This is a genomic window from Snodgrassella sp. ESL0323, from assembly GCF_013346865.1.
Classification (GTDB): Bacteria; Pseudomonadota; Gammaproteobacteria; order Burkholderiales; family Neisseriaceae; genus Snodgrassella; species Snodgrassella alvi.
The window spans coordinates 70,732-88,985 of the sequence record NZ_JAAEDT010000009.1 but is presented as its reverse complement, the minus strand read 5'-3'; the positions used below and the strand labels follow the sequence as shown (position 1 = coordinate 88,985).

Here is an 18,254-nt window from a genome sequence, read left to right as displayed (position 1 = left end):
ATTATTCTAATAAATACATTTAAACAACGCAAAAAGCTTCCAGACACGCTGACTGAAAGCTTTCATGCAACTGTATCGCTTCAGTAATTTACTGCATAACAGCTTCACCGTTTAGCGCAGCCATTAATTCATCACCTATAAGCACCGGTAATTCTGAGCGGTGTGCCCATAACACCAGTAAAGCTAATACTTTAGCATGATCCACCGTAATATCTTCGTAAGGTAAATTCATCAGGGCATTGAGTACAAATTCACGCTGCTCCGGATTAAGAGCACCATTCTGCTCCAGAAAATGTACCAGTCCACGCACTTCAAGCGGAAGTGCATCGAGCTCTTCATTATTATAGATGCGCGATCCTGTGCTATTGCGTAATTTTTCTGCTGGAATTAATGGTTCAAAACGCAAATCATCCAGACAGGATAAAGCGTCGCCAATTTCTTCATCATTAAAACCGACTTCTTCCAACAATACGCCTAAGTCTTTACGTGGTGGGAATGCATCAACGTCTTGAAAGTGCTCAATCAAAAACGCTATTACATCAATCATTTGCTTTCCTCTCAAGATTTAATGCGTTGATAACAACCGCCTGGCAGGGTAGTAATCCAGCCACCAAGCTCCAATGTCACGAGGTGAGCATACACATCTGTTGCATCCATGCCAAGTGTTGTAACCAACATATCCGGATGCATTATGCCGTAACCCAGTCCGTCCAACACCTGCTGCTCCATCGGATTAAGTATACAATTCGGCGACTGAGCTGATGATAAATCTTCTGAACCATCAGCACTTATAGACGATTTACTCATATCATCAGTTTGCAGATGAGGACGATGGCTATATGATTGCAAATCTTTTTTTTGCAAGAGGTGCGGGCACTCCTGCAAAATATCTTCCAGATTTTCTACTAATTTGGCGCCCTGTTTGATTAATGTGTGACAGCCTTTACTTAAAGGGTTATCAATAGAACCCGGTATCGCCATAACTTCCCGTCCCATTTCTCCGGCCAGTCTTGCAGTAATCAGAGAACCTGATTCAGTTGCGGCTTCAACTACCAGCGTACCCTGACTAAGTGCAGCAATCAAACGGTTACGTCGTGGAAAATTTCCCGGAGAAGGACGAGTACCTAAAGGAAATTCAGAAATAATACAGCCATGAGTAGCAATTTGTGCCGCTAAATTTTTGTTGCGTGCCGGATATACTCTGTCAATACCTGTACCCCAAACTGCTACTGTTGCACCCATCGCCTGCAAAGCACCCTGATGTGCTGCTGTATCTGCGCCACCAGCCATACCTGAAATAACCATCACACCTTTCTGAGCCAGCGCAGCAGCAAAATCACGAGTAATGCGCATGGCTTGTGGTGTAGCATGCCGACTACCAACAATTGATAAAGCAGGTTGATGCAAACACTTGCTATCACCACGAACAAACAATAATGGTGGCGGCGTCAATCCATTAGTTAACATTGCCGGAAAATCATTATCTGCCAGCAATAATAAACGTGCATCAGAATGCGCCTGTTCCCATTCTATAGCTGCTTCTGTTGCCTGTTTAGCTATTTTACTGTGCCAATATTTACCGGCTTGCTGGTGATGAAAAAAAGGAGTTACTTCAGCAACAGATGCACTCAGAGCATTTTGTGCAGAACCAAAATATTTAATTATACGAAGAAAAGTTTCAGCACCAACAAACGGAGTCAATGCCAATTCAATCCAGGCAAGGCGTTCTTGTGTATCCATATTATAGTTTTAGCATTTACTAAATTTAATTATGACAAAAGAAATATAAATAAACAATTCCTATTAATTTTTATTATCAATTTACTTAATTATTTTCTATTTATCATTCTAATATCATTTAATAATGTATCGAATTATTTTGAATCATAATGAAAAATTATTAACTATGTGTGCATTTTAATCTTTATATATACAGATACAATATCGAAATATTATGAAACTCAAGATTGCAGCTGATTGAGTTGAAAGACATCAGAATGAAAAACTTATTTTTATATAATGTCTGATTACTCCCAGGCAGTTATAAAAACATTGAATTCTTATGCTGAATAATTTTTTTAAATATTGGCTGATAATATTGATCTACTTGTTAGAGTGTCTACCAGCATTATTCATGAATTTGTGAGTAAAATTAGAAATACATTAATTTTTCAATTAAGCTGATAGATATAAAAACCACAAATAACAATTATACCTGCTAATTCAGTTACATTTGTAAAATTTATCAAATAAAACACCTAATTGCTGCTTAAAAACAGAAAGCTTATTTTTATCTAAATCCAGATATAAGCTACAAATTAATGATTAAATAGTCATTATATTGTTTATATCATAACTATTTAGTTCTTCACTTGATTTGCCGACATTAAAGTTTTTCTAAATAAAAATTATTAGAGAACATATTTTAAGCGTAAAATCAGACATAATTTCTAATAACGCTTTTATTTATTATAAAAAAATATGTTGCACTAAATTCACAATCTTGAAATACAAACTGACACAGTCATAAATTATTTTCAATTAAATTACATTTATTGCTTGAAAATTAACTCTTTTAGTATAAAAATATCAATTCTTTTAAAATATTTACTTTTTTAAGGAATAAAATGTTTAAAAAACTATTAGCCGTATCATTATTAAGTTTTGCATTAGTTGGCTGTGGTGGTGATGATGGTCCTAAAATTGATTTTACAACAGTAGAAACTTATACCAGTTCTGTACAAGCAGCTACTGAAAAATTAAGTGATACAGATAAAGCTGCTTTTGCTCGTGCACTTGTTAATGTAACAGCTAAAGCGGCAACTAATCCTGCCAATAATCGCAATGATGCTAAAATAGCTGAAGAACTTAAAAGCAAACTTAATGGTAAAACAGCTAAACAAATTATCAGTGAATATGATAAATAATTTTAACTGATTAGCTCTAAAGCCCGCATCAGCGGGTTTTTTTTATAAATAAATTCAACCTCATTGCATAATTTATTTATAATACATATTATCATACACTCAATTAGCATTATTTTTAAGTTAAATTACTTTTCATTATGATAATTTAGTTTATTTATAATTTAGTTGATTACAGTTATTTTTTAATTTCCTGAACAAATTTTATATACTTACGGTAATAGAATAGTATATTGTAGTGTCTAGTGATTAAGTTAAAACTTAAAGAAGTAAAAAAGACTTATCAACTAAATAGCTTAAAGTTGCTTACTATATTATTGATAATATCCAAGCACTCAAAAAATAGAGAAGAAAACAAAAATAGCACAAAATTGAAATCATAAAACACTGATATTAACTATAAAATACTATAATTACAGATATGTTTATTACTGATTTATTGCATAACTAAGCATATTTTATTTATTCAAGTTATTGTTTTAGCCTTGTAAATAAAGTTAAATCAACTAAAATTTTTAAATATTCCCAATTTAAACTATATAATTCAATAGTTTATAATTATTCATATCTATCCATAACTGGATTAGTTTATATCTGTATTTGTACCTTAGTTATATAAATATCTGGGCAGATTTGTGAATAGCAACCAGATTGCTTTTTTATAATAAGGATTTAACCCATATACAATAAAAATTAAAATAAAATCAAAAATATTTACTTAAAATACTTATAATTATCATTTATTATCATGAAAAAATAAAAAATAACATTTATTTAATAAAATATTTGAATTACAATGCAATTCTTACAAAATAGTATGGAGTGTACATATTTTGTTTAAAGTCAATGAACTACTAAATAAAAACTTAGTTCCGATTAAAATTCTTTCCACCGGAACTGCTTTACCTCCGGATAGAATTGAGGCAGCAGATCTGGATAAAAAGCTGAACAAACCGGCAGGTTATACGCTGAAACGTTCCGGCATTCTTTATCGTTATCATGCTGACCATCATTTAAAGCAGGCTGATTTAGCGGCAGCAGCCATTAATGATGCGCTAACTCGTTGTAATATTTCAGCAGAATCTATTGATTTACTGATTTCAGCCTGTGCACTTCCTGTCCAGGCCTTACCGTATACAGCAGCACATATTTTAAAAGCCAGCACGTTATCCAACACCATTGCTAACTTTGATGTTAATACCAGTTGTGTAAGTTTTATCAGTGCACTACAAGTAGCAGCAGGTCTGTTAAATACCGGAGCTTATAAGCGCATCGCTATTGTTTCGGCTGATTTAGCATCACGTGGTCTGAACTGGCAGGATGAAGAGTCGTCTTTAATCTTTGGAGACGGCGCTGCTTGTGCCATTGTCGAAAAAGGCGATGGTTGTAGTGGTATTCTTGCCTGTTTATTAGAAACACATACTAATGGCATTGATTTTTGTGAAATCAGTGGTGGCGGTAGCCGTCGGAATATTAAAACCGGCATGGATGAAAATGATTGCCTTTTTCGTATGCAAGGTAAACCACTATTCAGACTGGCATCTGCTTTGATTGAGCCATATTTAGCTCGTTTATTAAATCAGGCTAATTTAACTCTCTCTGATATAGCTACGGTTATTCCTCATCAAGCCAGCCATTTATCACTGGAACACATGCGTAAACGGCTTACTATTCCTAACGAATCGATAATTGATATTTATCGTTTTCGAGGTAATCAGGTAGCCGCATCAATTCCCAGTGCATTGCATGAAGCGGTAATCACCAATCGTTTTAATCCGGGGAAACCAGCTATGCTAATAGGAACTGCTGCAGGGCTAACCCTAGGCGGGATGATTCTGCTGCCATGAAATTTTTAGTGACTGGCGCAACCAGTGGTTTGGGGCGCAATGCAGTAGAATGGTTACTGACACAAGGCCATCAGGTTCATGCCACGGGTCGTAATCAAATAGCGGGAAAAGAGCTGACAACACTCGGTGCACAATTTACTGCACTGGACTTAGTTACCGCAACTGATACGGATTATCTTCAACTTCTTTCTGATTGTGATATTGTCTGGCATTGTGCAGCTTTATCTTCCCCATGGGGAAGATATGAATGGTTTTATCAGGCCAATACCGTTGTTACTGCACGTTTAGCTCAGTTTGCCGGAAAATCTGGTATTAAACGTTTTATTCATATATCAACACCTTCAATTTATTTTGATTTTCAATCTCATCAGAATATTACTGAAGATTATCTTGCTGAACATTTTGCAAATCATTATGCAAATACCAAATATGAAGCAGAAAAACGCATTCAGGAATGCGTAAAGCTTTATCCGGATACTGTTTATTTAATCTTAAGACCACGAGGCATTTTCGGTCCTCATGACAGAGTGATTATTCCCCGTATACTGGCATTATTAAACCGTACCGGAGGTATTTTATATTTGCCTGGTGGCGGTCAGGCTTTTGTAGACCTTACCTTTGTTCTTAACGTCGTTCATGCCTTGTACCTGGCCTCTGATAAGCAGAATATTCAGTCTGGTAATGCTTTTAATATCACCAATCAGCAACCCTGCAAACTTGATGACCTAATTCATTTATTATTAAAAGATCAGTTAAATCTTCACTACAAAACCCGGTCACTACCCTACAGATTATTATATGGCACAGCTGCTTTGCTTGAGGGTATCGCATCATTAACAAACAAAGAACCGGCACTAACCCGTTACAGTGTCGGTACGCTCTATTTTGATATGACTTTAAGTCAGAAAATGGCGATTGAACGTTTAGGTTATCAGCCTCTATATAATATGAATGAAAGTATACATCTGACAGCACAGTGGTTACAGCAAAGCGGGCATGTATAAATGGCCAGAATTACCCCGTTCAAAGCCGGATATTGTACTCATATTGCTTGCATGGCCATGCGTGGAGCAGGTTTTAACGTGTGTCAGTTCCCGGCACGCGCCTGGCTTATTGAAGTTGATGGATACCGCTGGCTATGGGACACTGGCTATGCTGACTATTTTAAGCAATATACACAAATAGGTATCTTTAAACTTTATCAGAAAACCACACCTGTCTATCTCAATAAAGGTGAATCTCTTAAAGAGCAATTTATTACCTTGGGTATTGATCTTGCAAGTATCCAAAATGTCATTATTTCACATTTTCATGGTGATCATATCGCCGGACTGAAAGATTTTACTCACAGTCATTTCATCTGCTCACAACAGGGCTGGAAAACACTCAAACCTTTACGCGGTTTTTTTGCGCTTAAACAAGGATTTGTACCTGACCTTATTCCGTCTGATTTTGAACAGCGGGTGAGTTTTGTAGAACATTTTGAAATTTGTCAGCTTGCTCCTGAACTTGCTCCTTTTACTCAGGGCTACATCTTGCCAAACAGTAAAGAACAAGTGATTTTAGTTCCCTTACCAGGCCATGCTGTCGGCCATATTGGTGCATTTATTTTAACTGATAAGGGTTGGACGCTGTTAGCCAGTGATGCTGCTTGGGTCAAAGAAAATTATCAAGATTTAAGAAAGCCATCTCGCTTTGCTCAATTGATTATGGCTGATTCCAGAGCCTTTGAAAACACTCTTAATCAGCTCCATCAACTCTCTTATCATCCTGACGTGACCATTTATTTAAGCCATGAAGGTGAGGAATGAGGCTACTAAAAATACTTTGGTACTACTGGCACACAAAACACTTAATATTTAAACAGCGCGCTGATCTTGAAGCATATCAAATTAAACAGCTAAAAAAATTTAAACAGCGTGTGTTAACCAAAAGTCCTTATTTCAGCCAATTCATTAATCAACCGTTTGAATCATGGCCTTTAATGAACAAACAGCTGATGATGGCACATTTTGATCAAATGAATACAGAGAATTTGACTTGTGATTCATTATTAACCTTGGCTCAGCACAGCGAACAACAGCGTGACTTTAGTGCCAGAATGGGTAAGTTCAGTGTAGGGTTATCTTCGGGAACATCAGGGCAACGTGGTTTATTTGTTGTGAGTCCGAGAGAGCAACTAATCTGGGCAGGCGGAATACTGGCAAAAATGTTACCTCGCGGATTACTGACTAAAGAACGGGTTGCATTATTTTTAAGAGCCGATAATCACCTTTATCATAGCACCAACAGCCATTGGTTAACTTTTCGTTTTTATGGTCTGTTTGATAATTTTCAGCAACAGATCCAATCGCTGAATGAATATCAACCTACTATCATCGTGGCACCAGCACAAGTATTGCGTGCTCTGGCAACAGAAAAGCTTAATGGTAAGCTGACAATAAATCCGGTTCTAGTAATCTCTGCTGCTGAAGTACTTGAAGATCAGGACAAACAAATTATCAAACAGGTCTTTAATCAGTTGGCTGAAGTTTATCAGGCTACCGAAGGCTTTCTTGCAGCTACCTGCCCGCTTGGTACGCTTCACTTAAATGAAGAGTTCATCTATATCGAACCGTGCTGGTTAGACGAAAATCGCTTTATGCCGATTATTACTGATTTTACTCGTGAAACCCAACCCATTGTACGCTATCAGTTAGATGATATTTTAGTCCGGCGCCAAACGCCCTGCCTTTGTGGACGGCAAGGAATGGCAATTTCACATATTGAAGGGCGATGCGATGATCAGCTATCACTTACCGATCAGCAAGGAAATCCGTTAACTATTTTTGCTGACTATTGCAGTCGCGTGATTGCCAATAATTTACCATTAACCAGTGATTATCGTCTGATTCAGCATCAGGATAACAGTATTGAGCTGATTGCCTGCTGTTCACAAGCATATTTAAGTCAATGCCAACAGGCATTAACTGCACATTTTATTCAGCAAGGCGCCAATGTTACCCAGCTAAAGTGGAAACTCATGTCTGTTACCACGATACCTGCCGAATTTTCACAAAAAAGGCGACGAATTATTCGCGAGCGAGGTGTTCAATGAAGCACTTCTGGATGCGATGCGTTTATTTATTTACAAGTTGGGGAATAGTCGGAATGGCTTATCATGGTTCAGCCTATCTGCAACATGAACCGAGTTTACTTTCACCGTCAATAATCGATAAATGGATTGAATTTACACCCCATGCTATCTGGGCTTATCTCTCGTTTTTTTTAATTATTCCAATTTGCTTTTTTATTGCCCCTTATAAACGCCTGGGCTGGATGTCTGGCTGTTTTGTACTTAGCGGGATTCTGGCCGCTCTGTGTTACCTTATTTTTCCAACCACGATGATTTATCCGGTCGATAACGGTAGTTCTATCAGTTCATGGTTACTGGTAAAACTGATTGAAATTGATGATCCAGTAAACTGTTTTCCCTCACTGCATGTTACCTTAACATCTCTTGCTATCTGGGGTGCATTAAACAAGTTTCACCCTCTGCGCAATATAATTTTATTACTATGGGGAATGACGATTGTGTTATCGATCATCCAGCTTCGGCGACATCTCTTTATTGATTTTATTGGCGGTACTGTACTGGCACTGATAGCGGGATGGAGTGTGCAATATGGATTTAAACGTGTGATTAAACAATCTTAGCTTTATAGGAATCATTATTATGGTGGAATTGGCCTTCCCTTTTGTGATTATAATGATATTGATAGTGGCCGAAGCAATATTTTTGCAGAAAATAAAAAAAGCAACCATCAACTGGCCTGATATTATTTTCAATTTAAACTCAGGGCATTTAATGCTTTGGTTCTTCAGGGGATTTGAAGTCTTTTGCTATCATTTTATTTATACCCATTTTAGTTTTAATCTCTTTGTTGATGTACCGGTTATCTTAATCTGGATATTTACCTTATTTGCCTGGGATTTTGGCTTTTATTGGGAGCACCGCCTGCATCATACTATACCAATATTATGGGCAATTCATGTACTTCATCATCAAGGTGAAAATTTTAATTTATCTTTGGCGGTTCGTAACTCATGGTATTCATCGTTGGCGTCAATACCATTCTTTGCTTTGCTGGCTTTAGCTGGTGTTCCGACACCAATTTTTACCGCTGTATCTGTATTCCATTATTCTATTCAGTTTTTTAATCATAATGCTGTTACTCCAAAATTAGGAATATTGGAACAAATTTTTGTCACTCCTAATCATCATAAAGTTCATCATCTTAAAAATCGCTTTTACTCAAACAGTAATTTTTCAGGTTCATTTATATTCTGGGATAAGCTTTTTGGTACCTTTAAAACCCTGCCAACAGATAAAACAATTGCTTATGGCAGCCATGGTATTAAGTCACAAAATCCTTTTTGGGCAAGCTTATTACCTTTCATGAAACTGCTCAATATCCACTATACTCCGTCTACTTCAGGTTATTATCGCGTACCGAATACATTATTGGTGAGCGGTGGTTTGATTTTGTTTTGCCTGGTGCTATGTTATGTCTACGATTATGGCTATGGTTATCAAAATCCAAACATCACACAATATTTGTTATTTAGCAGTTTAGTTTTAGGAAGTATAGCTTTGGGAGGCATAGCCGAAGGTAAACGCTGGGGAATTATCACCTGGTTTATGCTTTGCTGTTGCATACCACTGTTTTTTATTATTCTATTGCAATGGTCAGCTTTATATTGGCTATTATTTATGGGGTTAATTGCAATGCATGGTGTCATCACATTTATCCTCTGGATTAAAGGACAATATCTGGCTATCTGATTTTAGTATTATTTATGCTCTGGATTTTATTTTACAACTGGTAATATTATGTTATTACTACCCATATTATATGGACTAAAAGTATTTTATCTTTCAGATAAATATCTTTATAACCTTAATACTGTTTCTATTCTTGATCAATTACGCAATTTAATCTTCATTATTTACTGATTTGTTTTAAACTTGCCCGAGCACTATAAAGCCTGAATTAGTTTAATATCACACTTTAAAAGTGATTCATAGTTTAAGTTTTACCCATTGATTGAATTAAGTTTGCGCGCTTATACATCGATTACAGGTGTTACCAGTTTATACGCAGCAGAAGCCTCTTCGTATAAACAATCTTCTGTTAAAAAAATACTCGACCATGGTAAATCAATATTTTTTGACATCGCTTTTTACTCCACATGAATTACCACCTCTTAGCTCTGTCTGAGTTATCCGAACAAAACCATAGCCAGTCTGTTTTTTTACCAACTACCATATTAAGTAATAAAAATATATTGAACAAAAACGACCAGACTTTAATATCAATCCTTGCTAAATTTTTGAAACCAGCCTCCGTTACATACAGCATAAGTCAATGCTGCTGCTAAAGCATCCGCAGCATCAGCCTGAGATGTACCCGACAGTAGCAGCATTTGCACCACCATGCTTTACTTGCTCTCTTTGACCGCTTGCCCTTACCTTACTACACAGCCTGTTTGACCTGATGTACAGTATATTCAAATACAAACATCTCTCTCAGCGTTAATGCTGCCAGTTTGGCTCTGCGCACTTGTCTGAGCACCAGCGTTATCAGGTTAACATTGACAAAAACCTGTTCTACGGTAATGCGTTGGCTATAGGTCGTACGTAAATTTTGAATGATTAGACGGATACGCTCAGCTAATGGGTACCTGAATATCCAGATAATCTTTAATCATGCAATAATAAACGGGCATTTTCATAATATTATTCCAATATCATTGCAATTTCTGCAGACTGCCAAGCTGCATTTTCTCACTAATATTGGCATGCCTAAGCATTCATATCAGAAAAATTTAATTTCATCTACATTTGCCGTTAGTACACTTAGGCTGAACCAAAAGGATTTAATATTCGCAAAAAAGTTTTGTCATTTAGATATTGGCGTTAAAACCAATTCTATCTGAGCATAATGCTCTTTTTAGTTTATTCACATAATATTTAAATTAAATAGTTTTCCAATTACCCCAAATATATTAAATAGATAACTCCCCACATTTATTAATGAGCTAATTAATTAGCTTTTAAAAATATAATCCTTATCTAATATTCTTTATATAAAATATTTAATTTAAATTCTATAATTGGTTTGCCACATGGTAAAAACAGGAAACGGATAAGCGGCTGAAGTAAAATCAACATCCATAAAAGCTACTTCTGATGACAAGACTTTTTGCTCACTATTAATTATGACACTATCCAGCTAAAAGCGTGATGGAAATAATCCTACAAATCTCTTTGCATCAATTGCGTAAGTAATAATAGCAAAATGTTTTAATTTAAAGTCTACATCTATCCCTGATAGTACCGGACACGGATACAGAAAATTCTTAGATTTAAGAAGCGTTAGCACATCAATTCCTTTAATTCTTATACTGAAAATCTAATCAGTATCAACAATCATAATTTTTCCAAAACTAAATATATATTGTAATTTTTCAAAATAAATATAAATTAATATATTTTAAATAAAAGACAATCTTATTTTATAAATTATAGATACCACTACTGGTGAACGCTATGTTTGGTTTTTGGGCACAACTCTGGATTCCTGGACGATTATGGTACCCCGTAATGTATGGAAATCACCCTGGCATCAGGGCAAAACAAGTTTCAATTGTCACTTTGACCCACTTTCCAAATGTTAGCAGCACTATGAAATGCATACACAGTCTGACTGGGCACCTGCACTGGTATATCTAACTCACTCACTGGCCGGTTTCTTCTACCGACGTAATGGCAAATTGGGAGCTTACCGTGTTTGGCATGATCGACTCGATGTAAAGCTAGCAAAACTTGGGTCAGCACAATTTGTGCCTGTTAAGTAGAATGAATTTAGTTAATGAGGATGAACAGTAGCATCCCTACAGCGTTATAGGTTTTATCAACAAAAATTATAAGTTACTAATAGTATTGAAATAGGTACTTTGACAAATAGCAGAATATCATCTGGCAGACAGGATTCAACGAAAACGACCAGATTTAATGGTTAGCCCCTGTTGAATTCTTGAAGCCAGACTATAATTTCGTAAAGCATGAGTTAGTGCTACCGCTAAAGCATCCGCAGCATCAGCCTGAGGCGTACCCGACAGCGACAGCATTTGCACCACCATATGCTGTACCTGCTCTTTAGCAGCTTTCCCCTTACCTACTACAGCCTGTTTAACCTGTAATGCAGTATATTCAAATACAGGCAGTTCTCCCAGGGTTAATGCTGCCAATACGGCTCCACGAGCCTGTCCCAGTACCAGTGTTGCAGCAGGATTAACATTGACAAAAACCTGTTCTACAGCAGTTTGCGTTGGCTGATAGGTTGTAATCACCTCACGTAAATTTTGAACGATTATACGGATACGTTCAGCTAATGGGGCACCTGAAGTCGTTTTAATACAACCGGAAGCCACATAAATATGCTGGCTACCGATGACATCAATCACTCCAAAGCCGGTAACTCGGCTACCAGGATCAACGCCCAGAATTCGAATACGAGTTTGCTCTGTCGGCTGTTTTTGCATGCTTTACTACTTAATCACTGAAAAACAATAATTTATGCTGACAGGTTGTGACACTATCTTATAAACGGATATTTGCCCTGCCAGTTGAGTAAATTATGTTATCGTATATTAATCAGATCTGTTAGTGATTTAAGATTTTTTTTCAGCAGCCCATTGATTTGCTTGTTGCAAGCGTTCTTCTGTACCTACATCCAGCCAATAACCATCATAATACTTCCCGCTCACCAGCCTGGTTTGCATAGCTGTACGCAACAAAGGTGCCAGTTTAGCCCGAGTATATCTTGGTATCTCATTAAAAAGAGCAGGATGATAGACACCTACACCACTGAAAGTAAATGCCGGGTTTTCTGGCTGCCGTTCAACAACATCTCCTTGGTCCGTCAGACTAAAATCACCCTCCGGATGATGTACTGGATTATTAACCAGCCATAGATGTGCCAGCTTACCTGTTTGCTGTAACTTTTTACTAATCTTTAACGCCTGTGCAAAATCAATATCAGTTAAAACATCTCCGTTTATGACCAGAAAAGGGACATGCCCCAATAAAGGTAAGGCCGTGGCAATCCCTCCGGCTGTTTCCAACCCACCCTGAGCTTCCGCAGAATAACGGATATTCACGCCATAAGTACGCCCTGAACCTAGAGTATCTTCGATTTGCTGTCCAAGCCAGGCATGATTAATAACAATATCAGTAAATCCGGCTGCCTTTAACCGCCGTAAATGATGGGCAATTAAAGGTATACCACCAACATTCAGCAATGGTTTTGGACAAGTATCTGTCAGTGGACGCATACGCTCACCGCGTCCGGCAGCAAGAATCATGGCTTTCATGATGATTGATTATTCCGTAGTAAATACAATTAAAATTACAGGCTGATAGATCAAGCCGATAATATAACAGGCAAAGCATATAGCTTTGCCTGAATATTCGAAATCATAGCTAATTAATAAATTTAATCAGTTTAAATCAGATTCAAATCTGCCCCAGTATCAAAGATTGCCGCACCCTTTTCACCCTGTTCATACAGATTAATACGTAAGCGTAAATCATTAGGTGAATCAGACTGACGCAAAGCTTCATCAAAATCAATAACACCATCGACATATAACTGAAACAGACACTGGTCGAAAGTTTGCATACCATCATTACCCGATTTAGCCATCAGATCTTTTATCTGCATTAACTCACCTTTATAGATATAGTCTTGGACAGTAGCCGTATTAATAAGCAGATCAATCGCAGCACGACGGCCTTTACCATCTTTTTTCGCAGTCAGACGCTGACCGATAATACATACCAAATTCAGTGCCAAATCCATCAATACTTGTTTATGCTGCTCTTCCGGATAAAAATTCAGAATACGTTCAATAGCCTGATTTGCACTACTAGCATGCAGAGTAAAAAAGCATAAGTGGCCGGTTTGAGCCAGCTTTAATGCATACTCCATGCTTTCATCACTGCGCACCTCCCCTACACACACTACATCAGGGGCCTCACGCAGAGCACTTTGCATAGCATTATCCCAGCTCAGCGTATCTACACCTACCTCGCGATGAGTAAAAATGCTTTTCTTGGGTTTATGAACATATTCAATCGGATCTTCAATAGTCAGAATATGGCCGGCAGAATTAGCATTGCGATAATCTAGCATAGCAGCCATGGTAGTGGATTTACCACTACCAGTAGGACCGGCAAGAATAATCAGCCCGCGTTTTTTCATTACCAGTTCGTTCAGTACCGGTGGTAAAAAAAGGCTTTCAATCGTTGGAATATCAGTGGTAATCCGGCGCAATACCATACCAATCCGACCTTGTTCATGATAAGCATTAACCCTGAAGCGCACACCATTTTTAGCAATAATAGAATAATTCAGATCCAGCTCTTTAATAAAGCGCTGACGTTGCGCCATCGTCATGGTAGAAAAGGTAATTTTGGCAGTTTCATCGCCGGTTAAAGGTTTAGTAGGGGCCGGTGTAATGATACCGTCAATTTTCCATGACGGAGGAAAACCCGGACTGATAAAAATATCTGCTGCATTTAAACGAACAGCCTCTGCAGCCATTTTTTCAAGTACCGGATGGATATGGATAGTTTCCCTCTCCGGGGCAACAGGGGCTGAAGTATTTATTTCTTGTGTACGGGATTCTGTCATTGTGTTTTTAGGTTTGATCGTTTTATTGATTTCAGACGTAGCTTCTTTAGCAACAACGTTAGCTTGTGAAACCGGCTTTTGATTGGCAACGGCCGATGAATTGACAGTTGCACCGACAGTTGAAACTGAAGTATCAGCTGCCTCAGTAGCAGGCTGTTGATATTGATTAACCATATCTGCAAGTAAATCAGATAAGCCGGACTCAGTAGCAGAGCCTTTCAACATACCCATGTCAATACACTTTCCTGAATAAAAACAAAAATAATTATCCTACTAATTGATCCGGGCTCACTGCTTTCGAACGTGCAACATCCATACTGATGCGATTTTCACGCACTAATTGCTGTAAACACTGATCGAGTGTCTGCATTCCGAATTTCTGCCCGGTTTGTAAAGTGGAGTTAATCTGAGCAATTTTGTTTTCCCGAATCAGATTACGCACTGCCGGATTACTGATCATGATTTCATGCGCAGCCACACGACCATTTCCATCTTTGGTTTTCAGCAGTGTCTGAGAAATCACTGCCTGCAAACTTTCTGACAGCATGGAACGAACCATTTCTTTTTCACCAGCAGGAAATACATCCACAATACGGTCAACGGTTTTAGCGGCACCAGTGGTATGCAAAGTACCAAACACCAAGTGACCTGTTTCAGCAGCAGTCAAAGCCAGAGCAATCGTTTCCGGATCTCGCATTTCACCTACCAGAATTACATCCGGATCCTCACGCAGTGCCGAACGTAAAGCATTGGCAAAACTATGGGTATGCTGATGCAGTTCACGCTGATTTACCAACGATTTTTTACTTTGATGCACAAACTCAATCGGATCTTCAATTGTTAAAATATGGCCGGCATCATTATTATTGATATAATCGATCATAGCAGCCAGTGTAGTTGACTTACCTGAACCTGTAGGCCCGGTTACCAGCACCAGCCCGCGCGGCATTTCTGCAATTTTCTGAAAAATTGCCGGGGCTCTGAGTTCTTCAAGCGTAAGAACTTTACTCGGAATGGTACGCATAACAGCTGCAGGGCCGCGTTCAGTATTAAAGGCATTTACACGGAACCGCGATACATTGGGCAATTCGAACGAAAAGTCAGTTTCTAGATTTTGCTGATATTCCTTGCGCTGATAATCGTTCATGATAGAAGCAATCATTTTGCCTACTTCTTCTGCACTCAGTTCAGGCAGATTGATACGGCGGATATCACCATTAACGCGTATCATGGGAGGCAGACCAGCACTCAGATGCAAGTCGGAAGCTTTATTTTTAACGCCGAAGGCCAATAAATCGGTTATCTGCATATTTACTCCATTATGCTTGCCTGCATGATACAGGCACAAAATATGGTTCTTATTTTAATCAAGTTGTCGTATCTTTAAAATGAAAATATTTGTCACTATGTCAAAATTTTTACAAATATACTTAGATTTAATCAGAAAAATTGAAAAACACCATTAATTATGAAAAATACAGACATCTTAATTCAACACTGGCAACAGGTACTGGCAAACATAAATGATGTCTGTCGGCAAACTGCGGCCCCACAGCCGGTACAGCTGATTGCTGTCAGTAAAACCTTTCCCGCCAATGATATCATTACTTTATATGAGGCTGGTCAGCGTGATTTTGGTGAAAACTATATTCAGGAATTCAGCGAAAAAACCAGTCAGCTCGCTGAGCTGGATATTGTCTGGCACATGATAGGGCATATTCAGTCAAATAAAAGCCGAATTGTGGCAGAACGGGCACACTGGGTACACACTATTGATCGTGAAAAAATTGCCCGGCGGCTGCATGAGCAGCGTCCTGAATATTTACCGCCCCTCAATGTCTGTATTGAGGTGAATATTTCAGCAGAAAGCAATAAACATGGTATTAGCCCAAATAAAAGCGAATTACTGACACTGGCTAATATGATCAGCGAATTACCGCGTCTTAAACTGCGCGGACTTATGTGTGTAGCCAAGGCCGGTAGCACAGACACTGAATTACAACAACAGTTCCATCAGATGCAAAACCTGTTACAGTACTTGCACCAGGCCGGTTTTTCTGTTGATGTATTATCAATGGGTATGAGCGCGGATTTAAGTATTGCTATAGCTTGCGGAGCTACTCATGTACGGGTAGGCAGTGCAATTTTTGGGCAGCGCAACTACACTCAAACAGAAAATAATTCTTAGAAATAAAATTATGCCGGTAAGGATTTCTTACCGGCAGCACAAAAATTATCATCATTATGATAAATATATAAATCAATCAGGCTATTTTCTCAGCCTGAAAGCGATGTGTAGGATGAGCTATTTCTTCCTGAGCAGCGACCACCTGCAACTCATACTGCCGGCATTTTAGAGTTTCCAGCATAACGCCGTATACTGCAGCAGTAGTATGCTCAAATGACTCCAGCAAGGTCTTACCAGACAGATAATCAGCCAGAAAAATACCACTGGTCATATCTCCCACACCTACCGGCTGCCGTTCACCAAAATCTACCAATGGCCGGTGAATATGCCATGCTTCCTCAGCAGTGACCAGTAGCATTTCAAAACGATCTGTCTGATAGCCGGCACGGCTCAAATGTTTCACCAGAACCACCTGCGGACCTTTATTGCATAAAGCGCGGCAGGCTGCAACTGCTTCCTCCACATTATGAATACGTTGTTTGTTGTTCAATTCTTCCAGCTCAAACAGATTCGGCGCAATCATATCACTCAGCGGCAAAGCCACATCACACAAAAATTCAGCTACGCCACCTGCCACAATACAGCCTTTTTCCGGATGTCCCATTACCGGATCACAAAAATAAATGGCTTGCGGGTTAGCTTGTTTCACTTTTCTGACAATATCAGTAATCGCATTGCCTTGCTCAGCTGAACCCATATAACCACTTAGTACAGCATCACAATTTTTTAATTCATCAATTGCGGCAATGCCATCTGCAATATCCAGTAAATGTGCAGCCGGCATTACCATACCTTTCCATTGCTTATACTGAGTATGGTTAGAAAACTGTACTGTATTTAATGGCCAGACATTGACACCTAACCGACGGATAGGAAAAACAGTAGCACTGTTACCTGCATGACCAAATACCACGTGAGACTGAATTGAAAGTATATTTTTCATAATAATGCCATTTACAATCCAATGAGTGTTTACCCAGCGAATTTCATAAAAACCTGATAATCAGCTAAACATGCTGACAAAACTGATTATACTCAGATTATATTGGTTCGGATAAATCATTACTTATATCAACACCTCAGCCCTGAATCTTGCTTTTCATATCTGTATACACACTAATTACGACATAATTTGTCCGGATTTATCTCTAACATTGCAAAAACAATACTATATAAAATTTATTTACAAAATATTCAGATATTCATGTAACAGCCAAACCTTGTGTTTTATTTTTCTCAATAATTATTGGTTTTATATATATACTGCATATCATTATTTGAACAATACTAATTCTGATTGCAGCACATAAACCAGATAATAGTTGAATTGAAATTAATTAAGCTGAAAACAATTATTTTTATCACTGAAATTAATTATAACCTTTAAATTACTCCAAAAGCATAAATATTTATATCTTCTGAATCTGATAATTGTAGTGAGCAGACAAAACTAATTTATAAACATTAAAAAATGAAAAAGCCAGTTTTAAAACTGGCTTTTTTAGTTATTAAATTACCCGGTTCAGTAATCTCTGTTTATTTTCTATTAGAAATA

The 18,254-nt window shown here is 37.8% G+C and carries 17 protein-coding genes; 9 read left to right on the top strand and 8 right to left on the bottom strand.

Annotation, left to right across the window (positions count from 1 at the left end; translation table 11 throughout):
- Positions 1–88: 88 nt before the first annotated feature.
- Positions 89–547 (bottom strand): DUF494 family protein, encoded by a 459-nt coding sequence (locus GY065_RS01905; RefSeq protein WP_025329887.1) that lies wholly within the window; start codon positions 545–547, stop codon positions 89–91.
- Between the two features lie 11 nt (positions 548–558).
- Positions 559–1,740, bottom strand: a complete 1,182-nt coding sequence (gene dprA, locus GY065_RS01900) for a DNA-processing protein DprA (protein ID WP_174832895.1) — start codon at positions 1,738–1,740, stop codon at positions 559–561.
- Between the two features lie 887 nt (positions 1,741–2,627).
- Between dprA and GY065_RS01895 the strand changes: the two genes are divergently transcribed.
- The 7 genes from GY065_RS01895 to GY065_RS01865 all read left to right on the top strand — a co-directional run bounded on the left by GY065_RS01895 (position 2,628) and on the right by GY065_RS01865 (position 9,596).
- The gene (locus GY065_RS01895) at positions 2,628–2,927 is read left to right on the top strand and encodes a DUF6694 family lipoprotein (RefSeq protein ID WP_084551064.1); all 300 of its coding nucleotides are present in this window, start codon (positions 2,628–2,630) and stop codon (positions 2,925–2,927) included.
- A gap of 830 nt (positions 2,928–3,757) precedes the next feature.
- Positions 3,758–4,771: a 3-oxoacyl-[acyl-carrier-protein] synthase III C-terminal domain-containing protein gene (locus GY065_RS01890; RefSeq protein ID WP_037476177.1), complete on the top strand. Its 1,014-nt coding sequence runs from the start codon at positions 3,758–3,760 to the stop codon at positions 4,769–4,771.
- On the top strand, positions 4,768–5,775 hold the full coding sequence (locus tag GY065_RS01885) for an NAD(P)-dependent oxidoreductase (RefSeq protein WP_174832894.1): 1,008 nt from the start codon (positions 4,768–4,770) through the stop codon (positions 5,773–5,775). The genes GY065_RS01890 and GY065_RS01885 overlap by 4 nt, the downstream gene beginning before the upstream one ends.
- Complete coding sequence (locus tag GY065_RS01880) at positions 5,776–6,582, top strand: MBL fold metallo-hydrolase (protein WP_174832893.1); 807 nt, start codon at positions 5,776–5,778, stop codon at positions 6,580–6,582. It begins immediately after the preceding gene.
- Complete coding sequence (locus GY065_RS01875) at positions 6,579–7,868, top strand: F390 synthetase-related protein (RefSeq protein ID WP_174832892.1); 1,290 nt, start codon at positions 6,579–6,581, stop codon at positions 7,866–7,868. Before GY065_RS01880 ends, GY065_RS01875 begins: the two co-directional genes overlap by 4 nt.
- A complete protein-coding gene (locus GY065_RS01870) occupies positions 7,865–8,467 on the top strand; it encodes a phosphatase PAP2 family protein (RefSeq protein WP_037476168.1) in 603 nt (200 codons plus the stop codon). The genes GY065_RS01875 and GY065_RS01870 overlap by 4 nt, the downstream gene beginning before the upstream one ends.
- A gap of 19 nt (positions 8,468–8,486) precedes the next feature.
- Entirely contained in the window at positions 8,487–9,596 is a 1,110-nt protein-coding gene (locus GY065_RS01865; protein WP_174832891.1) for a sterol desaturase family protein, read from the top strand.
- Positions 9,597–10,287: 691 nt separating this feature from the next.
- Here GY065_RS01865 and GY065_RS13185 read toward each other — a convergent pair.
- Positions 10,288–10,464 carry a crossover junction endodeoxyribonuclease RuvC gene (locus GY065_RS13185; protein ID WP_371731925.1) on the bottom strand — a complete coding sequence of 59 codons (177 nt, stop codon included), beginning with the start codon at positions 10,462–10,464 and terminating at the stop codon, positions 10,288–10,290.
- A gap of 1,039 nt (positions 10,465–11,503) precedes the next feature.
- Here GY065_RS13185 and GY065_RS01855 point away from each other — a divergent pair.
- Positions 11,504–11,671, top strand: a complete 168-nt coding sequence (locus tag GY065_RS01855; protein ID WP_174832890.1) for a hypothetical protein — start codon at positions 11,504–11,506, stop codon at positions 11,669–11,671.
- Positions 11,672–11,806: 135 nt separating this feature from the next.
- Here the strand turns inward: GY065_RS01855 and ruvC are convergent, their stop codons facing one another.
- The 4 genes from ruvC to GY065_RS01835 form a co-directional block, all read right to left on the bottom strand.
- Entirely contained in the window at positions 11,807–12,358 is a 552-nt protein-coding gene (ruvC, locus tag GY065_RS01850; protein ID WP_174832889.1) for a crossover junction endodeoxyribonuclease RuvC, read from the bottom strand.
- A 129-nt stretch (positions 12,359–12,487) separates the two neighbouring features.
- A complete protein-coding gene (murU, locus tag GY065_RS01845; RefSeq protein ID WP_174832888.1) occupies positions 12,488–13,189 on the bottom strand; it encodes an N-acetylmuramate alpha-1-phosphate uridylyltransferase MurU in 702 nt (233 codons plus the stop codon).
- A 131-nt stretch (positions 13,190–13,320) separates the two neighbouring features.
- On the bottom strand, positions 13,321–14,511 hold the full coding sequence (locus tag GY065_RS01840; protein ID WP_174832901.1) for a PilT/PilU family type 4a pilus ATPase: 1,191 nt from the start codon (positions 14,509–14,511) through the stop codon (positions 13,321–13,323).
- A 265-nt stretch (positions 14,512–14,776) separates the two neighbouring features.
- Complete coding sequence (locus tag GY065_RS01835) at positions 14,777–15,820, bottom strand: type IV pilus twitching motility protein PilT (protein ID WP_037476158.1); 1,044 nt, start codon at positions 15,818–15,820, stop codon at positions 14,777–14,779.
- Between the two features lie 159 nt (positions 15,821–15,979).
- On the opposite strand from GY065_RS01835, the gene GY065_RS01830 reads away from it, so the two are divergent.
- The gene (locus tag GY065_RS01830; RefSeq protein WP_174832887.1) at positions 15,980–16,699 is read left to right on the top strand and encodes a YggS family pyridoxal phosphate-dependent enzyme; all 720 of its coding nucleotides are present in this window, start codon (positions 15,980–15,982) and stop codon (positions 16,697–16,699) included.
- Positions 16,700–16,775: 76 nt separating this feature from the next.
- Here the strand turns inward: GY065_RS01830 and pdxY are convergent, their stop codons facing one another.
- A complete protein-coding gene (gene pdxY / locus GY065_RS01825) occupies positions 16,776–17,642 on the bottom strand; it encodes a pyridoxal kinase PdxY (protein ID WP_084547953.1) in 867 nt (288 codons plus the stop codon).
- Positions 17,643–18,254 lie beyond the last annotated feature (612 nt).

Excerpts from the sequence above, each read along its gene's own strand:
- GY065_RS01895 (WP_084551064.1), top strand. The coding sequence starts at position 2,628 with ATGTTTAAAAAACTATTAGCCGTATCATTATTAAGTTTTGCATTAGTT.
- ruvC (WP_174832889.1), bottom strand. The coding sequence starts at position 12,358 with ATGCAAAAACAGCCGACAGAGCAAACTCGTATTCGAATTCTGGGCGTT.
- GY065_RS01865 (WP_174832891.1), top strand. The coding sequence starts at position 8,487 with ATGGTGGAATTGGCCTTCCCTTTTGTGATTATAATGATATTGATAGTG.
- GY065_RS01885 (WP_174832894.1), top strand. The coding sequence starts at position 4,768 with ATGAAATTTTTAGTGACTGGCGCAACCAGTGGTTTGGGGCGCAATGCA.
- GY065_RS01870 (WP_037476168.1), top strand. The coding sequence starts at position 7,865 with ATGAAGCACTTCTGGATGCGATGCGTTTATTTATTTACAAGTTGGGGA.
- pdxY (WP_084547953.1), bottom strand. The coding sequence starts at position 17,642 with ATGAAAAATATACTTTCAATTCAGTCTCACGTGGTATTTGGTCATGCA.
- GY065_RS01840 (WP_174832901.1), bottom strand. The coding sequence starts at position 14,511 with ATGACAGAATCCCGTACACAAGAAATAAATACTTCAGCCCCTGTTGCC.
- murU (WP_174832888.1), bottom strand. The coding sequence starts at position 13,189 with ATGAAAGCCATGATTCTTGCTGCCGGACGCGGTGAGCGTATGCGTCCA.
- GY065_RS01855 (WP_174832890.1), top strand. The coding sequence starts at position 11,504 with ATGCATACACAGTCTGACTGGGCACCTGCACTGGTATATCTAACTCAC.
- GY065_RS01835 (WP_037476158.1), bottom strand. The coding sequence starts at position 15,820 with ATGCAGATAACCGATTTATTGGCCTTCGGCGTTAAAAATAAAGCTTCC.
- dprA (WP_174832895.1), bottom strand. The coding sequence starts at position 1,740 with ATGGATACACAAGAACGCCTTGCCTGGATTGAATTGGCATTGACTCCG.
- GY065_RS01875 (WP_174832892.1), top strand. The coding sequence starts at position 6,579 with ATGAGGCTACTAAAAATACTTTGGTACTACTGGCACACAAAACACTTA.
- GY065_RS01880 (WP_174832893.1), top strand. The coding sequence starts at position 5,776 with ATGGCCAGAATTACCCCGTTCAAAGCCGGATATTGTACTCATATTGCT.
- GY065_RS01830 (WP_174832887.1), top strand. The coding sequence starts at position 15,980 with ATGAAAAATACAGACATCTTAATTCAACACTGGCAACAGGTACTGGCA.
- GY065_RS01905 (WP_025329887.1), bottom strand. The coding sequence starts at position 547 with ATGATTGATGTAATAGCGTTTTTGATTGAGCACTTTCAAGACGTTGAT.